This window comes from Rhodococcus sp. P4_F3_2, from assembly GCF_056401335.1.
Genome location: NZ_JBFUJN010000009.1, coordinates 79,628 through 95,769 on the forward strand (window position 1 = coordinate 79,628; position 16,142 = coordinate 95,769).

13 protein-coding genes are annotated in these 16,142 nt (G+C 63.5%); 5 read left to right on the forward strand and 8 right to left on the reverse strand.

Annotated features, from left to right (window positions below; translation table 11 throughout):
* Nucleotides 1-75: 75 nt before the first annotated feature.
* Nucleotides 76-1,062 (forward strand): NAD-dependent epimerase/dehydratase family protein, encoded by a 987-nt coding sequence (locus AC1DWA_RS12180; protein ID WP_264613086.1) that lies wholly within the window; start codon nt 76-78, stop codon nt 1,060-1,062.
* 56 nt (nt 1,063-1,118) lie between these two features.
* On the opposite strand, the gene AC1DWA_RS12185 is transcribed toward AC1DWA_RS12180, so the two are convergent.
* From AC1DWA_RS12185 to AC1DWA_RS12200, 4 genes are all read right to left on the reverse strand, one after another.
* Nucleotides 1,119-2,906, reverse strand: coding sequence for an AMP-dependent synthetase/ligase (locus AC1DWA_RS12185; protein ID WP_477916658.1), 1,788 nt, complete (start codon nt 2,904-2,906; stop codon nt 1,119-1,121).
* A 139-nt stretch (nt 2,907-3,045) separates the two neighbouring features.
* Nucleotides 3,046-3,744 (reverse strand): heme peroxidase, encoded by a 699-nt coding sequence (locus AC1DWA_RS12190; protein WP_477845805.1) that lies wholly within the window; start codon nt 3,742-3,744, stop codon nt 3,046-3,048.
* 126 nt (nt 3,745-3,870) lie between these two features.
* Entirely contained in the window at nt 3,871-4,497 is a 627-nt protein-coding gene (locus AC1DWA_RS12195; RefSeq protein ID WP_024487772.1) for a phosphoribosyltransferase, read from the reverse strand.
* A 56-nt stretch (nt 4,498-4,553) separates the two neighbouring features.
* Nucleotides 4,554-5,381, reverse strand: coding sequence for a carbon-nitrogen hydrolase family protein (locus AC1DWA_RS12200; protein ID WP_020908425.1), 828 nt, complete (start codon nt 5,379-5,381; stop codon nt 4,554-4,556).
* Nucleotides 5,382-5,483: 102 nt separating this feature from the next.
* On the opposite strand from AC1DWA_RS12200, the gene AC1DWA_RS12205 reads away from it, so the two are divergent.
* Nucleotides 5,484-7,259, forward strand: coding sequence for a DEAD/DEAH box helicase (locus AC1DWA_RS12205; RefSeq protein WP_279219365.1), 1,776 nt, complete (start codon nt 5,484-5,486; stop codon nt 7,257-7,259).
* A gap of 101 nt (nt 7,260-7,360) precedes the next feature.
* On the opposite strand, the gene AC1DWA_RS12210 is transcribed toward AC1DWA_RS12205, so the two are convergent.
* The 4 genes from AC1DWA_RS12210 to AC1DWA_RS12225 form a co-directional block, all read right to left on the reverse strand.
* Nucleotides 7,361-9,259 (reverse strand): ABC transporter ATP-binding protein, encoded by a 1,899-nt coding sequence (locus tag AC1DWA_RS12210; protein ID WP_070797487.1) that lies wholly within the window; start codon nt 9,257-9,259, stop codon nt 7,361-7,363.
* Between the two features lie 92 nt (nt 9,260-9,351).
* Nucleotides 9,352-9,942 (reverse strand): AMIN-like domain-containing (lipo)protein, encoded by a 591-nt coding sequence (locus AC1DWA_RS12215; RefSeq protein ID WP_477845806.1) that lies wholly within the window; start codon nt 9,940-9,942, stop codon nt 9,352-9,354.
* A 56-nt stretch (nt 9,943-9,998) separates the two neighbouring features.
* Nucleotides 9,999-10,409, reverse strand: coding sequence for a YchJ family protein (locus AC1DWA_RS12220; RefSeq protein WP_021344960.1), 411 nt, complete (start codon nt 10,407-10,409; stop codon nt 9,999-10,001).
* Between the two features lie 22 nt (nt 10,410-10,431).
* Nucleotides 10,432-11,994, reverse strand: a complete 1,563-nt coding sequence (locus AC1DWA_RS12225) for a long-chain-fatty-acid--CoA ligase (protein WP_477916660.1) — start codon at nt 11,992-11,994, stop codon at nt 10,432-10,434.
* 260 nt (nt 11,995-12,254) lie between these two features.
* Here AC1DWA_RS12225 and AC1DWA_RS12230 point away from each other — a divergent pair, with 260 nt between their 5' ends.
* The 3 genes from AC1DWA_RS12230 to AC1DWA_RS12240 all read left to right on the forward strand — a co-directional run bounded on the left by AC1DWA_RS12230 (nt 12,255) and on the right by AC1DWA_RS12240 (nt 16,081).
* Entirely contained in the window at nt 12,255-13,028 is a 774-nt protein-coding gene (locus tag AC1DWA_RS12230; protein ID WP_003945134.1) for an ABC transporter ATP-binding protein, read from the forward strand.
* Nucleotides 13,029-13,032: 4 nt separating this feature from the next.
* Nucleotides 13,033-15,567: an ABC transporter permease gene (locus AC1DWA_RS12235; RefSeq protein WP_477916662.1), complete on the forward strand. Its 2,535-nt coding sequence runs from the start codon at nt 13,033-13,035 to the stop codon at nt 15,565-15,567.
* Nucleotides 15,568-15,634: 67 nt separating this feature from the next.
* Nucleotides 15,635-16,081: a hypothetical protein gene (locus AC1DWA_RS12240; RefSeq protein ID WP_020970172.1), complete on the forward strand. Its 447-nt coding sequence runs from the start codon at nt 15,635-15,637 to the stop codon at nt 16,079-16,081.
* Nucleotides 16,082-16,142: the final 61 nt, after the last annotated feature.

A 16,142-nucleotide genomic window follows, 5' to 3' on the forward strand; every position in this document is an offset into this window, starting at 1 on the left:
ACCCTCACTCGTCGGAAATTGCGCTACCAGACGAACTTGTTGCTGCACGACGCTTTTCGAGTGACGATGGCCGTCATGAAGCTGCTGATTCTCGGAGGAACACGGTTCCTCGGCCGTGCCCTCGTCGACGACGCCCTGGCACGGGGCTGGGAAGTGACAGTGCTCCATCGGGGGCTCACCGGAGCGCCACCACCTACCGCGGAGGTTCTGTTCGCGGATCGCACCGATCAGCGAGCGATGGTTGAGGCGCTCGGTGATCGTCGATGGGATTTTGTCGTCGACACCTGGTCGGGTAGCCCCCGAGTGGTCGCTGAGAATGCACGCGTCTTGCACGGTCACGTCGACCGGTACGCATACATCTCCAGTGGATCCGTCTACCAATGGGGCTTGCACGTGGACGAGGGCTCGCCGGTGGTTGCCGCATCTGCGACGTCCGATGACAACAGCGATTACGCGTCCGCCAAACGCGGGGCCGAACTCGCTGTCCTGGAATCCTTCCCGGACGCGCTGCTCGCGAGGGCAGGGTTGATCCTCGGCCCGCACGAGGACATCGGGCGGTTGCCGTGGTGGTTGCAGCGCATCGCTGAGGGCGGACGCGTCGTTGCTCCCGGAGCGCCGACCAGACCGTTGCAGTACGTCGATGCCCGCGACATCGCATCGTTTGTCCTGTCCGGACTGGCGGCCGAAATCAGCGGGACGTACGACGTCATCAGTGCGTCCGGGCACACCACTACCTCCGGGCTCCTCGAGGCGTGCGTGGACGCCACCGGTTCGGGTGCGGAGTTGGTGTGGATCGACGAGGACCGACTTGCAGCAGCGGGAGCGCAACCGTGGACACAACTGCCGTGTTGGGTCCCGCAAGAGGGCGAGTTCGCGGGTTTCCTCGAAGCCGACACTGCCAAGGCGGCGCGGGCAGGGTTGCGGTGCCGTCCCGTCGAAGACACCGTGCGCGACACCTGGGAATGGATGCAACGGGAAACTCTGCCGACCCAGCGGGAGGATCGTGCGGTGCACGGCCTTCCATCCGAGATCGAAAAGGAACTACTCTCCGCCGGAGAGTGAAACGAGTCTGGCCCGGTTCGCATTCGAACCGGGCCAGACTCGTGAAAGACGATCGATCAGGCGTACAGGTCGCTGATCTTGGTCTTGTGAGCTTCGTGAATGATGTTGCGCTTGAGCTTGAGCGTCGGCGTCAATTCACCGGTCTCCTGGGTGAAGTCGACCTCGAGGATCGTGTACTTCTTGATCTGCTCGGGGTTGGAGACCTTCTTGTTCGCGTCGGCAACGGCCGAGTCGATCTCGGCGATCAGGTCGGCGTTCTTCACCAGATCCGCGATAGCGGTGCCGGCGGGCAGGCCGTTGCGCTCGACCCAACCGGGCAGAGTCTCCGGATCGAGGGTGATCAGTGCACCGATGAACGGCTGACCGTCGCCGACGACGAGGCACTGGCTGATCAGAGCGTGCGCACGCAGGGAATCCTCGAGGCCTGCCGGTGCGACGTTCTTGCCTCCGGCCGTGACGATGATTTCCTTCTTGCGCCCGGTGATGGAGACGTAGCCCTCGTTGTCGATCGATCCGAGGTCGCCGGTGTGGAACCAGCCGTCGACGATCGATTCGGCCGTCGCCTTGTCGTTGTGCCAGTAGCCGGCGAAGACGACCGGGCCCTGCAGGAGGAGTTCGCCGTCCTCGGCGATCCGTGCTGCATGGCCGTTGATCGGCTTGCCGACGGTGCCGACGCGCTGCGCGCTCGAGGTGTTGACGGTGATTGCGGCGCTGGTCTCGGTGAGTCCGTAGCCCTCGTAGATCGGGATGCCGACGCCGCGGAAGTAGTGGCCGAGACGCGCGCCGAGGGCTGCGCCACCGGAGACTGCACGCTCGCACTCGCCGCCCAGAGCTGCGCGCAACTTCGAGTAGACGAGCTTGTCGAATACCGCATGCTTGAGCTTGAGTGCCAGCCCGGGTCCACCCTTTTCGAGGGACTCGCTGTATTCGATGGCAGTGGCGGCAGCCTTGTCGAAGATGCTGCCCTTACCGCCGTCGACTGCCTTCTGGCGAGCCGAGTTGTACACCTTCTCGAACACGCGCGGTACCGAGAGGATGAAGTTGGGCTTGAAACCGGCGAACTGCTCGAGGAGCGTCGTCAGATCCGACGTGTGGGMGACGGTGACCTTGGCGTCGAAAGCGCCGAAGGAGATCGCTCGCGCGAATACGTGGGCGAGCGGCAGGAACATCAGCGTCTTCTTGCCGGGGACCATCGACTCCGGCATCGCCAGGCGGCAGGCGTTGGACTCGGCGTAGAAGTTGGAGTGCGTCAGCTGGACGCCCTTGGGGCGTCCGGTGGTTCCGGAGGTGTAGATCAGGGTCGCGGGCGAGGCAGCGGTGACCTGGTGACGACGAGTGTGCAGTTCTTCGTCGGTGATTGCCGAACCGCGACTGGACAGCTCGTCGATAGCACCCGACTCGATGACCAGAACCTCGCGGAGGGCTTCTGCACCGTCGGTGACTTCCTTGTGAGTCTCCGCGTGCTTGGCCGTTTCGACGACCAGAAGTGTTGTCGCGGAATCCTCGAGGATCCACTGCGCCTGATCAGGGGAGGAGGTCTCGTAGATCGCGACGGTGCATCCGCCGGCAGTCCAGATGGCGTAGTCGAGAACGACCCACTCGTAGCGAGTTGCTGACAGGATAGCGACGCGGTCGCCGAGCTCGACGCCCGAAGCGATCAGGCCCTTGGCAACTGCGGAGACCTGCTTCGCGAATTCAGCTGCAGTGACGTCGACCCATCCACCGTTCGACGGCCTCTTGAACGGCACGAATGTGGGGTCTTCTTCGGCGTGACGGAACACGGAGTCGGCCATGGATACGTTCTCCGGAATTGAGAACGACTGTGGAACTGAGAACTCGCGCACTATTGACCCCTCCAGTGACTACTGACATTTCTGATGTGCATTGCATCACATTAGTCGTCATTTTGCACTGTCGTTACTATTCGGTAGAACTGGTCGGGCGCTGACCTGCAGTTTAGTGTGACCGCCTGTTTACAGGTACTCAGGCGACGTGTTGGAGCATGCGGCCGTGCACGGACAACCACCGGCGAATTGCGTAGTCCAATCGGTCCGGATCCACTCCGAGTTGCTCTGCAGTAGCTGCAAGGATCTCCGAGGTGTCTCCTGGCAACTCGGTGGTGCCGAGTGTTGCGCTGATGAACGTTTCGGCAGCGGTACCCAGATCGGTGTGTGGAATTCCGGCCAACATCAACAGGTGTGCCCAGGTCACTTCGGAACCGTCTCCGCAGGCGTCCACCCAGGCAAGGTGAACCGCATCGAGAGCGTTGTCGGAATCGGCAGCAGAGAGCAGGTCCTCGACGCTGTTGATCCGCAAGTGATGGAGTTTCTCGGCGACCTGTTGGATGTGACGCGCCTCGATCGGGACACCCGTCGCCGTATAGCGACGCTTGTACGAGCCGATCTTGCCTGCCCACTGGTCCGAACTCCCGGCTTCCTCGAAGGTGCGGAGTAGTTCGCGTGCGCCGTCCGTGACGGGTTTGTCTTCGCGGGCTTTTCGGTAGGCCAGGTAGCGATCTACGACGGTCACTTCGCTGTGACCCGACGTGGACTGAACGGATTCGATGATGCACAGGGCGAGGCTCTGTCGATAAGCGTCTGACGCAACCCAGGCGGAAGGGTCGCCCAGGCGGTCACGGCACGCAGCTGCGACGGCGTCGACGGTATCGGTCGAGATGGTCACGGTTCCTCCAGAAAGCCGAATTCTTTTTGTTCCATTTGGGCTATCGGCACCGAGGAGCGAAATGTTGCACACATCACAAATTCTCAGAGATCTCTTGGACTGCGCTCAGGCTGGAGGGGTGTCCTCTCAGGCGAGGAAGGTCAGCACTTCGTCGTCGCTGAGTTGATGAAAGTCCTCGAATGCAGCACCGACGCCGCCCAGCAGGGCAGGAACGAAGGGGCAGACGACCCGATCGGCTGAGCACGCGATCACTCTCATTGCTTCAGGGGAGGCAACTGGGACAGCGACGATGACGGAGGCAGCACCCGCGGTGCGCGCGCAGCGGCAGGCAACGGCGGCACTCGCACCCGTGGCCATTCCGTCGTCGACGATCACTGCGGTGCGTCCGTGGAGGGAAACCGGGGTCCGTCCCTCGCGCAGGAGCCGCGCTCGCCGTTCCAATTCGGTTCGTTCGTCGCGTTCGACGGCGACGAGTTCACTTTTCGAGACGCGAACCGCTGCGATGACGTCGTGATTGAGGACACGCACGCCACCCTCACCGATGGCGCCCATCGCCAGTTCCGGGTTGTACGGACTGCCGAGCTTGCGCACCACCACGATGTCCAGTGGAGCGTTCAGCGCCGCAGCCACCTCGGCTGCGACCGGTACTCCGCCGCGTGGGAGTCCGAGAACGACAGGCTTGTCGAGACGCAAAGACTCGAGCCGCCCGGCCAGAAATTTGCCGGCGGAAGATCGATCCCGATACTGGGTCACTGCGTTGTCCTCGAGAAGCTCGAACCCCGACCTGTCCGACGCTACCCCGCTGCAGGTCACCGCGACGAGACTGTGAACCTCCGCAGCGCGAGAGCGGGATTCTTCTCGCGTACTTCGGCGATGCGAGCGGCCGAAACAGTCGCGGCGGCAACCCCGACCTGCTCGCCCAGTGAACACATCACGACGCCCATCGGGTCGACGATCATGCTGGCACCCGCGCCGCCGCGCGCGCTCTGGTCAGCCGCTGCGATGTACATCGTGTTCTCGATGGCCCGGGCGCGTACGAGAGTGGTCCAGTGGTCTTCCTTGAGTGGCCCGGGCACCCACTGGGCGGGCAGGAGCAGGATGTCCGCGCCGACGTCGACGATGCGCCGGGTGACTTCCGGGAAGCGCAGGTCGTAGCAGGTCTGGAGGCCGAAGGTCAGGCCGTCGCACCCGAAAGTCTGCGGTTCCGTGATGTCGCCGGCACGGATCACGGCCGACTCCTGGTAACCGAATGCGTCGTAGAGATGCAGCTTCCGGTAGGTCGCCACCAGTTCGCCGTTCGGGTCCATCGCGACGAGGGTGTTGGAGATTCTGCTCACGTCGTCGATCCGCTCGTTCATTCCCGCCACGAGGAAGATTCCGAACTCCGCGGCGACCGCCGCCAGTGCCGAACCGAATTCGCCGTCCAGGTCCTCCGCGGACTCGATCAGTCGTTCATCCGTCTTCGGTGCGGTGAACATCGAGTATTCCGGCGCCACGACAACTTTCGCGCCCCGTGCTGCTGCATCGGAAGCCAGTGATCGCAGTGATTCGAGGTTGGCTTTCTTGTCCGTCCCCGGGGCGAATTGGGCAATCGCGACAACGGTCTGGGCGGGGGTGGCAACGGTGGCTTCGGTCATGCTCCATACGCTAGGCGAAACCCGCTGGGAGGGTGGATCTGTCGTAAATGCACCCCCGGTATGTCGTCGTGTCTATACTCTATCCGCTAAACTGCTGGTCAAATGAGTGATATTGAGCGTGACCCCGAACCCCCAACATTTGCCGACCTCGACATCGATGATCGGGTACTGAAGGCACTGTCAGACGTGGGCTACGAGTCGCCCTCGCCGATTCAGGCTGCCACCATTCCGCCGCTGCTCGAAGGCAAGGACGTCGTCGGTCTCGCACAGACCGGTACCGGCAAGACCGCAGCTTTCGCAGTTCCAGTCCTGTCGCGGATCGACACGTCGATCAAGCAGACCCAGGCGCTGGTGCTTGCTCCCACGCGTGAGCTGGCGCTTCAGGTTGCCGAGGCATTCGGCAAGTACTCCGCGCACATCCCCGGACTCAACGTGCTGCCGATCTACGGTGGCCAGAGCTACGGTGTCCAGCTGTCCGGCCTGCGCCGCGGCGCACACGTCGTCGTCGGTACCCCGGGTCGTGTCATCGACCATCTCGAAAAGGGCACCCTGGATCTGACCAATCTCAAGTACCTCGTTCTCGACGAGGCCGACGAGATGCTCAAGATGGGGTTCCAGGAGGACGTCGAGCGCATCCTCCGCGACACCCCAGGCGACAAGCAGGTTGCCCTGTTCTCCGCAACGATGCCCGGCTCGATTCGCCGGATCTCGAAGCAGTACCTGAACAATCCGGTCGAGATCACCGTCAAGTCCAAGACGTCGACCGCCTCGAACATCACGCAGCGCTACATTCAGGTTGCTCATCAGCGCAAGCTCGATGCACTGACCCGAGTCCTCGAGGTCGAGGCATTCGAGGCGATGATCATCTTCGTCCGTACCAAGCAGGCCACCGAAGACCTGGCGGAGAAGCTGCGGGCCCGCGGGCACTCGGCTGCCGCGATCAACGGCGACATCGTCCAGGCACAGCGTGAGCGGACCATCGGTCAGCTCAAGAACGGCGCCCTCGACATTCTTGTCGCGACCGACGTTGCCGCTCGAGGCCTCGACGTCGATCGAATCTCCCACGTCGTCAACTACGACATCCCGCATGACACGGAGTCGTACGTTCACCGCATCGGTCGTACCGGCCGCGCGGGTCGTCAGGGTGACGCGTTGCTGTTCGTCGCTCCGCGTGAGCGTCATCTGCTCAAGTCCATCGAGAAGGCGACGCGTCAGCCGCTTGCGGAGATGCAGCTTCCCAGTGTCGACGACGTCAACGCCCAGCGCGTGGCCAAGTTCGGTGACTCCATCACCGAGAGCCTGGCCTCGGAGAATCTCGCGATGTTCCGCAAGATGATCGAGGACTACGACCAGGAACACGATGTTCCGCTCATCGACATCGCTGCCGCTCTGGCGCTGCAGTCGCGCGACGGCGAAGCATTCTTGCTTTCTCCCGAGCCGCCGGCACCGCCGCGTCGTGAGCGCGAGCCGCGTGAACCGCGTCCCCCTCGTCGTTTCGACGACGGCCCGGCTCCTCGCTCGCGTGGACCCGAGGGCCAGGAGTTGGCCGCATACCGCATTGCAGTCGGCAAGCGTCACCGCGTCGTTCCGGGTGCCATCGTCGGTGCCATCGCCAACGAGGGTGGACTTCGTCGAAGCGACTTCGGGCACATCAGCATTCGCCCGGATCACAGCATTGTCGAGCTGCCGGCCGACCTCTCCAACGAGACTCTCGAAGCTTTGCGTCGCACACGCATCTCCGGCGTCCTGATCCAGTTGCAGCCTGATTTCGGCCCGCCGCAGGGACGTCCGAGTGGCCGTGGCGACCGTGTTGGCCGGGACGATCGCGGTGGACGTGACGACCGCCGCGGTGGCGGACGCGATCGCTACAACGACTGACCTACAGCTTCAACGACTGACATAAAGACTGAAACAGGCGCTGCCCTCCGCGAGGAGGACAGCGCCTGTTTTCTGTGTGGAGGGCAAGGCGCTGCGCGGTATCAGATCGGCGTCGGTGCGACGGCGCCGTTCTTCCGGGCGTTGGTGTCGAACTGCGTGCGGTACAACTCGGCGTAGCGGCCACCGCGCGCGAGCAGTTCCTCATGGTTGCCGCGCTCGACGATCTGGCCTGCTTCGACAACAAGGATCAGGTCGGCGGAACGGATCGTCGACAACCGGTGAGCGATCACCACCGCAGTCCGCCCGGCGAGTGCTTCGCCGAGTGCTTCCTGAACCGCGGCTTCCGACGTCGAGTCGAGATGCGCGGTGGCCTCGTCCAGGATGACGACGCGAGGCTGGGCCAGGAGCAGTCGTGCGATGGTCAGGCGTTGACGCTCGCCGCCCGAGAGGCGGTAGCCGCGTTCACCCACCACGGTCTCCAGTCCGTCGGGCAGCGACGCAACCAGGTCGGTGAGCCGTGCTCGCTCCAGAACCTCGCGCAGATCTTCTTCGGTGGCATCCGGTCGCGCAAGGAGCAGGTTGGATCGAAGGCTCTCGTGGAACAGGTGCCCGTCCTGCGTGACCATGCCGACGGTCTCGCGGATGGAATCGGCACTGAGGTCGCGGACGTCGACGCCGCCCAACTCGACCGAACCGGAGTCGATGTCGTAGAGGCGCGGAATCATCTGCGCCACGGTCGACTTTCCGGCGCCGGACGTGCCGACCAGGGCGACCATCTGTCCTGCTTCGGTGCGGAAAGACAGGTCGTGCAACACGTCCTCGCCGCCGCGGGTGTCGAGGATCGCGACTTCCTCCAGAGAAGCTAGTGACACCTTGTCGGCAGACGGGTAAGCAAAAGTGACGTTCTTGAACTCGACGGACACCGGGCCCTGCGGCACCGTGCGTGCATCGGGCTTCTCGGTGATGAGCGGCGCCAGATCGAGAATCTCGAATACCCGCTCGAAGCTGACCAGGGCGCTCATGACATCGACCCGGGCGCTGGCCAGTGCGGTCAACGGTGAGTACAGCCGCGTCAACAACAGTGCCATCGCCACGACGGCGCCTGCGTCCAATTGTCCGCGCAGCGCGTAGAAGCCGCCGAGTCCGTAGACGAGGGCAAGAGCAAGTGCCGAGACCAGGGTCAGCGCTGTGACGAAGACGGACTGCAGCATTGCGGTCCGGACTCCGATGTTGCGCACACGCCTGGCGCGAACCGCGAACTCCGCCGACTCTTGCGACGGGCGGCCGAACAGCTTGACCAGAGTCGCGCCGGGAGCGGAGAACCGCTCCGTCATCTGGGTGCTCATGAGCGAATTATGGTTGGCTGCTTCACGATTGAGTGCTGCAAGTTTTGCGCCCATGCGCCGTGCGGGGATGACGAAGATCGGGAGAAGTAGCAGCGCGAGGACGGTGATCTGCCAGGAGATCCCGAGCATGACGATCAGCGTGATCACCAGGGTGACCAGGTTGCTGACCACTCCGGACAAGGTGTCGCTGAAGGCGCGCTGAGCGCCGATGACGTCGTTGTTGAGACGGCTGACCAGTGCTCCGGTTCGAGTTCTGGTGAAGAACGCGATGGGCATCTTCTGGACGTGATCGAAGACGGTGGTGCGCAGATGCAGGATCAGGTCTTCGCCGATGCTGGCCGAGAGCCACCGGGTCAACAGTCCCAGAGCGGCTTCGAGAAGTGCTACCAGTGCGATCAGGGCGGCAAGTTTGACGACCACGTCGACGGCGTCGCCGCCGACTATCGCGTTGACCACGCGCCCGGCCAGGACAGGTGTTGCCACGGCAAGCGCAGCAGTGACAACACTGAGTACGAGGTACCAGCTGAGGTTGCGTTTCTGTGGAACTGCGAACGTCGCGATCCGCTTCAGTGTCGCCTTCGAGAACGGGCGCCGATCTTCTTGCGCGTGCATCGCGTTGTACATCGCGTTCCACGCGGTGACTTCCATACTCATGACTTCGCCCCTCCGGTCGCCGGCCACGAAGATTACGTGGCCGGTACGACACGAAGGTAGAACCTCAACCAAACTTCAGGTCAAGTGCGGCCTCAGCGGGCCACGTCGACCACCACTCGCGGAGGGTCGCTGAGCGTCGTGACCGTGAACGGCTGCTTCTCGGTCACGCCGATGAACGACTGGGTGACTCCCTCGAAGACGTTGGACCCGTTGACCTCGGTCACGACTCCGCCGACGCCGGGGACCGGGTTGGGGCCGGAGTACTGCTCGACTCCGCTGTCGAAGGGATAGGCGGAACCGTCGATCAGGACCTGGATCACTGCGGCACCCTTGATGTCCACGGGCTTACCGCTGCCTTCCTGTGTCGCCGCGTCGACGTACTTGACGCGCCATCCGGGTGTGCCGGTTCCGCCCATTTCGTAGACGACACGATCGAATCCGTCGTGCTCGCCCACTCGGATGTCGACGACGGTGAGCTTGGATTCGGTGCCCGCAGCCGACGTCTTGTCGGAGCTGTCCGTCGGCACTGGTTCTGTGGTCAACGCTGCTGCACTCGAGGTCGAGGTGACGGCCGAGGTGGCTGCCGTGGGAGTGGTCTCCGCGTCCTGCGAACAGGCAGTCAGGCTCACGCCCACTGCGATGGCAGCGACAGCGGCAAATGATCTCGTCCGGTTCGTTGTCATGACTCGATCGTAGGGCTCGCGTTATCGGGATCCGCGGCGGCGGTGCCCGCAGTTACCTAACCGATATCGCCGTCGACATAGAGCCACTTACCCTCTGTTCGCGCAAATCGACTGCGTTCGTGGAGCATTCCCCGCTCGCGCCCGAATGTGTAGTGAGCGCGAAATTCCACGACGCCGTCGGAATCGAACAGCCCGCCCCGTTCGGTGTCCAGGATCTCCAACCGGAGCCATGTCTGGTCGGGGTCGAGATCGAGTTCGGTGGGGCGATGGGCGGGATGCCAAGTCTGCGTGAGATATTCGTCGTCCATCACAGCGAAGGCCGTGTAACGCGAACGCATCAGGGTTTCGGCAGTCGGTGCGTGCGCTTCACCGCTGATGTACTTTCCGCAGCATTCGGCCAACGCGTTGCCGCTGCCGCACGGGCACGGATCGGTCGGATTGGGTGTGGTGGGGCGGCGGGAAGTCACCGCCCCATTACAGCACGCGAACTCAGACCAGTTTGTGTTCGCGGTTGTCCCAGTACGGTTTGCGGAGGTCGMGCTTGAGGATCTTTCCGGTGGGATTGCGGGGAAGGATCTCGACGACGTCGATACTGGTCGGGCACTTGAACTTTGCGAGGCGTTCCTGTGTGTAGGTGATCAGTTCGGCTTCGTCGATCTGCGCTTCGGCAGTGAGAACCACGACTGCCTTGACGGTTTCACCCCAGCGGTCGTCGGGAACGCCGATGACCGCGACCTCGGCGATTGCCGGATGCTCCACCAGTACTCGTTCGATCTCGGGGGAGTAGACGTTCTCGCCGCCGGTGATGATCATGTCCTTGAGGCGGTCCTCGATGAAGACGAAGCCGTCGGAGTCGGCGCGGCCCATGTCGCCGCTACGCAGCCACCCATCTGCGGTAATCGTTTCGGCTGTCGCCTCGGGCTTGCCCAGGTATCCGGGGGTGCACTGTTCGGATCGCCACCACAGTTCGCCGGTCGTTCCGGTGGGCACGTCCTCGAGCGTGACGGGGTCCACCACACGCATCTCGACGCCGGGGATCGCCGTGCCTGCTGATGCCATGCGCTCGACCTGCGACTCGTCGCGGTGAACGTCCGGCATCAACGCGGTAATGACACCTGCCATTTCGGTCATGCCGTAGACCTGGACGAATTCGGTGTCCGGCCAAGCCGCGAGGGCTGCTCGCAACAACGGAAGGGGCATGGGGGCGGCGCCGTAGGTAATGCGTTTGAATGCCTTGAAGGCGGCGGCGGCCTGCTCGCCTGCGGCCAGGACTCCGGCAATGACCGGTGGGACGAGAAAGGCGATGTTGGCTCCGGCGGCGAGACCGGCGAAGATCGACGGTCCGTCGGCTTCTCTCGTGAAGTAACAGCGCCCACCCGTGTGAATTGCCATGATGGCGTAGCACGTTCCGCCGACGTGAAACATCGGCATCGCGATCAAGAATCGATGATCCTCGTGGGCCGGCAGGATTTCGAGCACATTGTTGCTGTGCGCGAACAGGTTTCGATGCGTGAGCTGTACGCCTTTGGGCCGACCGGTCGTCCCGGAACTGTAGAGAACCAGAGCGGTGGCATCGGGGCTCACCTCGGGGCGGGAGTGCAGCGGTGCGACCTCGTCGATCCACGGTTCGAACTCGTCGTGTTCCCCGCCGACGGCGAAGATCGATTCGACGGCCGTCAAGCGGTCGCGCATGGCGACGATCTGGGGGAGTAGTTCGCTGCCGACAAACAGAATGCGAGCGCCACAGTCCGCGAGGACGTAATCCAGCTCTTCGCCCGAAAGTCGCCAGTTGGGAATGACATTCGCGGCGCCGAGCAGTGAGGCGGCGTAGGTGACTTCGAGGCAGGACAGATGATTCTTGTCGACGAACGCGACAGTGTCGCCGGCGCCGATGCCGGATTCGGCGAGGGCGGCGGCGATACGCAAGATGCGGTCTCGCCACTGGGCCCACGTGTATTCGGCCCCTTGGAAGGTCATCGCTGTTTGATCAGGCTTGACCGTCGCCCAGTGCTCTAGCCGATCGAAAATGATTCCAGCGGTGGCGTCGGACATTCGGCCGCCTCTCTCGTGTGATTGGTGTCACAAGGTTAATGTGCGCCCGGTCTTCGTATCGCTGTTTCTCGTCAATGCGCACAAGCAGAAAGAGCACATTCCCGCGACCCTGACCGGCTCGGCTGCAGATATCAGGGTGGTCCCCGATGGCGAGCGCGCCCGACACCCGACAGGATGGAACCAACCATTGCGGGCGTCCGTGTTTTCACGGGCGCCCGTCACGCCCACAAGTAGTACCGAAGTGAACAGGAAAGGCGATCATGAGTTCGCACGCCCAGGATGTCGCGGCCCGCGCAGTCGGCCTGTCCAAGACCTACGGCACCGGAGATACCCAGGTGCACGCACTCAGTTCGGTGTCCGCAGATTTCGCCCGCGGTGAGTTCACGGCGATCATGGGGCCGTCCGGTTCCGGTAAGTCGACGCTGATGCATTGCCTCGCCGGTCTGGATTCCGCAAGTTCGGGTTCCGTTCTCATCGGCGACACGGAACTCACGACGCTTTCCGACAAACAGATGACCCAATTGCGACGCGATCGCATCGGTTTCGTTTTCCAGGCGTTCAACCTGGTGCCGACGCTGACGGCGCTCGAGAACATCACGTTGCCGCTCGACATCGCGGGACGCAAAGCGGACCCGACCTGGCTGAACAGCGTCCTGACCAAGCTGGGTCTCGGGGATCGCCTCGATCACCGGCCGGGAGAGCTCTCGGGTGGTCAGCAGCAGCGTGTGGCGTGTGCGCGTGCCCTGGCGGGTCAGCCGGAGATCATCTTCGGCGACGAGCCGACCGGAAACCTCGATTCGAAGTCCTCCGGGGAGGTGCTCTCGATCCTGCGGGCGGCCGTCGACGAGTTCAACCAGACCGTGGTGATCGTGACGCACGATCCGCGGGCAGCGGCGTATGCCGACCGGGTGGTGTTCCTCGCGGACGGCAAGATCGTCGACGAATTGCGCGAGCCTACGGCGGATTCGGTCCTCGACCGGATGAAGCGTCTGGACGCTCCGCAGGCGGTCGTGAACGTGGAAGCCGGGGCTTGAGCACATGGCTTCGGTAAGCAACTCGCCGATGCGCAAGGTTTCCCTGCGCAACTTGGCGGCACACAAGGTGCGACTTGCGCTGACGGTTCTCTCCGTGGTGCTTGGCACGGCTTTTGTCGCGGGGTCGTTCGTTTTCACCGACACCCTCCAGAAGACTTTCGATTCGATCTTCGAGAACACCGCCCAGGGCGTCGACGTCCGGGTATCGATGGAAGAACGCAACACCAGTGGTGTTCCGGTGGAGGATGTCGACAAACTTGCGGCGGTCGACGGCGTCCGAGCGGTAGCCCCGGCCGTCAGCGGACAGATCGTCCTGATCAACGCAGACGGCGGCGCTGTTCAGACCGGCGGCGCGCCGAGTATCGGTCAGTCCTACCTACCGCCGGGCCAGGCGATTGCCGAACCCGACACCTTCGTCGAGGGCGCGCCTCCGACGCAGACCGGTCAGGTCGCGCTGAACACCAGCGCCGCCGAGCGAGCCGGACTGAAGGTGGGGGACTCCGCCAAGGTTCTGGCACCGGCCCGCGGAATCGTGGACGTGACGTTGTCCGGCATCTACGAGGGGGCGGGCAGTGACACCGGCGGGTTCATCGGCGCGCTCTTCACCGACGAGCAGGCCCGTGGACTCTTCACCGACGGCCAACACGTCGAGTACATCGACGTCGCGGGCGACGGGGTGTCGCAGACGGAACTGCAGCAACGCGTCGAGCAGGTTTTCCCCGATCTCAAGGTGCAGACCGGCGACCAGGTTCGTGAGGAGACCAAGGCCGAGGTCGACTCGGCGCTGAGCTTCATCAACTACTTCCTGTTGGCGTTCGGCGCGATTGCTCTGCTCGTCGGAACGTTCATCATCTACAACACCTTCTCGATGATCGTGGCGCAGCGTCTTCGTGAGCTGGCGCTGCTGCGTGCGATCGGTGCGAGCCGAGCGCAGGTCGGCCGTTCGGTGGTCACCGAGGCGCTCGTGGTCGGACTCATCGGCAGCATCATCGGTCTGCTCGGCGGTATCGGTCTCGCCTACGGATTGCGCAGTCTGCTCAACACATTCGACGTCGGTCTGCCGGAAGGCCCGCTCCAGGTGGGTGCCCGCACGATCATCGTCGCGTTGGTGGTCGGCGTCGTCGTCACGACGCTCAGCGCTTACGCCCCGGCTCGTCGTGCGTCGAAGATCCCGCCGGTAGCGGCCATGCGTGAGGAGTTCGCCTCTACCGGTGACTCACTGCGAGTGCGGACGTTGATCGGTGCGATTCTCGGCGTGATCGGTGTGGCACTGCTCGTGTTCGGCTCTCGCGGTACCGGTGGTGGGGCTGCGTTGATAGTCGGACTCGGTGCGTTCTCGTTGATCATCGCGGTTCTTCTCGGGGCTCCGGCGCTGTCGCGACCGATCGTCGGTGCGCTCGGTGCCGTGTTCGCCAAGCCGTTCGGCGCCATCGGGCGATTGGCCCGTACCAATGCGGTGCGTAATCCTCGCCGTACGGCCGCAACGGCATTCGCGCTGACTCTCGGTCTGATGCTGGTGACGGTCATCGGAGTGTTCGGTTCCTCGGCCAAGGCGAGCATCAATGCTCTTGTGGACGTGGGTGTCTCGGCCGACTACATCCTGACCGGTCCCAACGCGATCGGTGTGCCGCGAGGTGCGGCCGACGCGGTCCGGCAGGTACCCGACGTACAGAGCGCGACGTCCTTGCACGGGGTGCGCGCGAAGGTCGACGGTGAGGACGAGCAGGGTGCTTCGTTCGACGGACCGATCGAAGGCGTGCTCGAGTACAAGATCCTCGAGGGCACGGTCGATCTGACCGGCAACAACATGCTTGTCTCGAAGTCGACTGCGGATGACAAGGGCTGGACTGTCGGCTCGACCCAGACGTTGACCGGTCCTGGCGGCGTCGAGTACCAGACCGTTGTCGCGGGAGTGTTCGAGGACAACCAGCTGATCGGCTCGTGGATCGTCTCGGACGAGGCGTACCGGAAACTGATGCCGGCCGAGAGTCTCCCGGACTTCGTGGTGCTGGTGAAGGCGAAGCCTGGTGCGGATCTGACTACGCTGCGATCCGAGCTGGAAACGGCCACGGAGAAGTACGTCGTCGTCCAGGTGCAGGATCGTGAGGAGTTCAAGGGAACTCAGGGCCAGCAGATCAACACCTTGTTGGCGATCCTCTACGGACTGCTTGCACTCGCGGTCGTGATCGCAATCCTGGGCATCATCAACACCTTGGCACTGTCGGTGGTCGAGCGGCGACGAGAAATCGGAATGCTGCGAGCTGTCGGCATGCAGCGCGGACAGATGYGACGCACGATCTACCTCGAGTCGGTGCTCATCGCGGTGTACGGCGCGGCGGTCGGAGTTGTTCTCGGCATCGCGTTCGGTTGGGCCTTCGTGAGCACTCTCGCGGATCAGGGCCTCGACAAGATCACGATCCCGTGGGGTCAGGTGGTCGGAATGCTGATCGGCTCGGGTGTGGTCGGTGTCTTGGCGGCGCTGTGGCCGGCCAACCGAGCGGCCAAGACGAAGCCGCTGGAGGCGATTGCAGACATGTAGGGCCTTCGGCCCCGTGCGCACTTTTGGTAGCGGAAGCAGCCGAAAGTGCGCACGGTACCGTTGCCACATGAGCACCCTTCAAGAAGTCGGCGAACGTGAATCCTGGCGCTGCTGGCTGTGTGACGAACCGGTCGATCCCGACATGTCCGTCAACGATCCGCGCGGCCCGAGTATTGACAGCATCAACACCGCGAAAAAGGGTGGCAAGACCAAAGGTGGCGTCGAACGCTTGGCGCACCGCGCGTGCAACACCAAGAAGGGTGCGGTCAAACCTGTTGTGGAATGGCCGGATCGGCTGTTCGTCGTGGATCCCGCTCCGATCATCGGGGTCGTGGAGCAACTCGAGCGCAAGGGTGGCCGCGTCGCCGTCGCTCGCTGCCCCGGCAAGGACGACGCCCAGGAAGCGTCGGATTGGTTGATCGATCGGTTGTCACGTTTGGCTCCGTCGTTGAACGTGGAAACGAGCATCGACGCCGCGGGCGGGGGCTACCTGTTGGTCCTCAAAACCGTGTAGAAGGTCGGCCCTGAGTGCCGTCTTTCGCGGTACCTGTTCCGCCTCCATGGTCGTCGGGGTA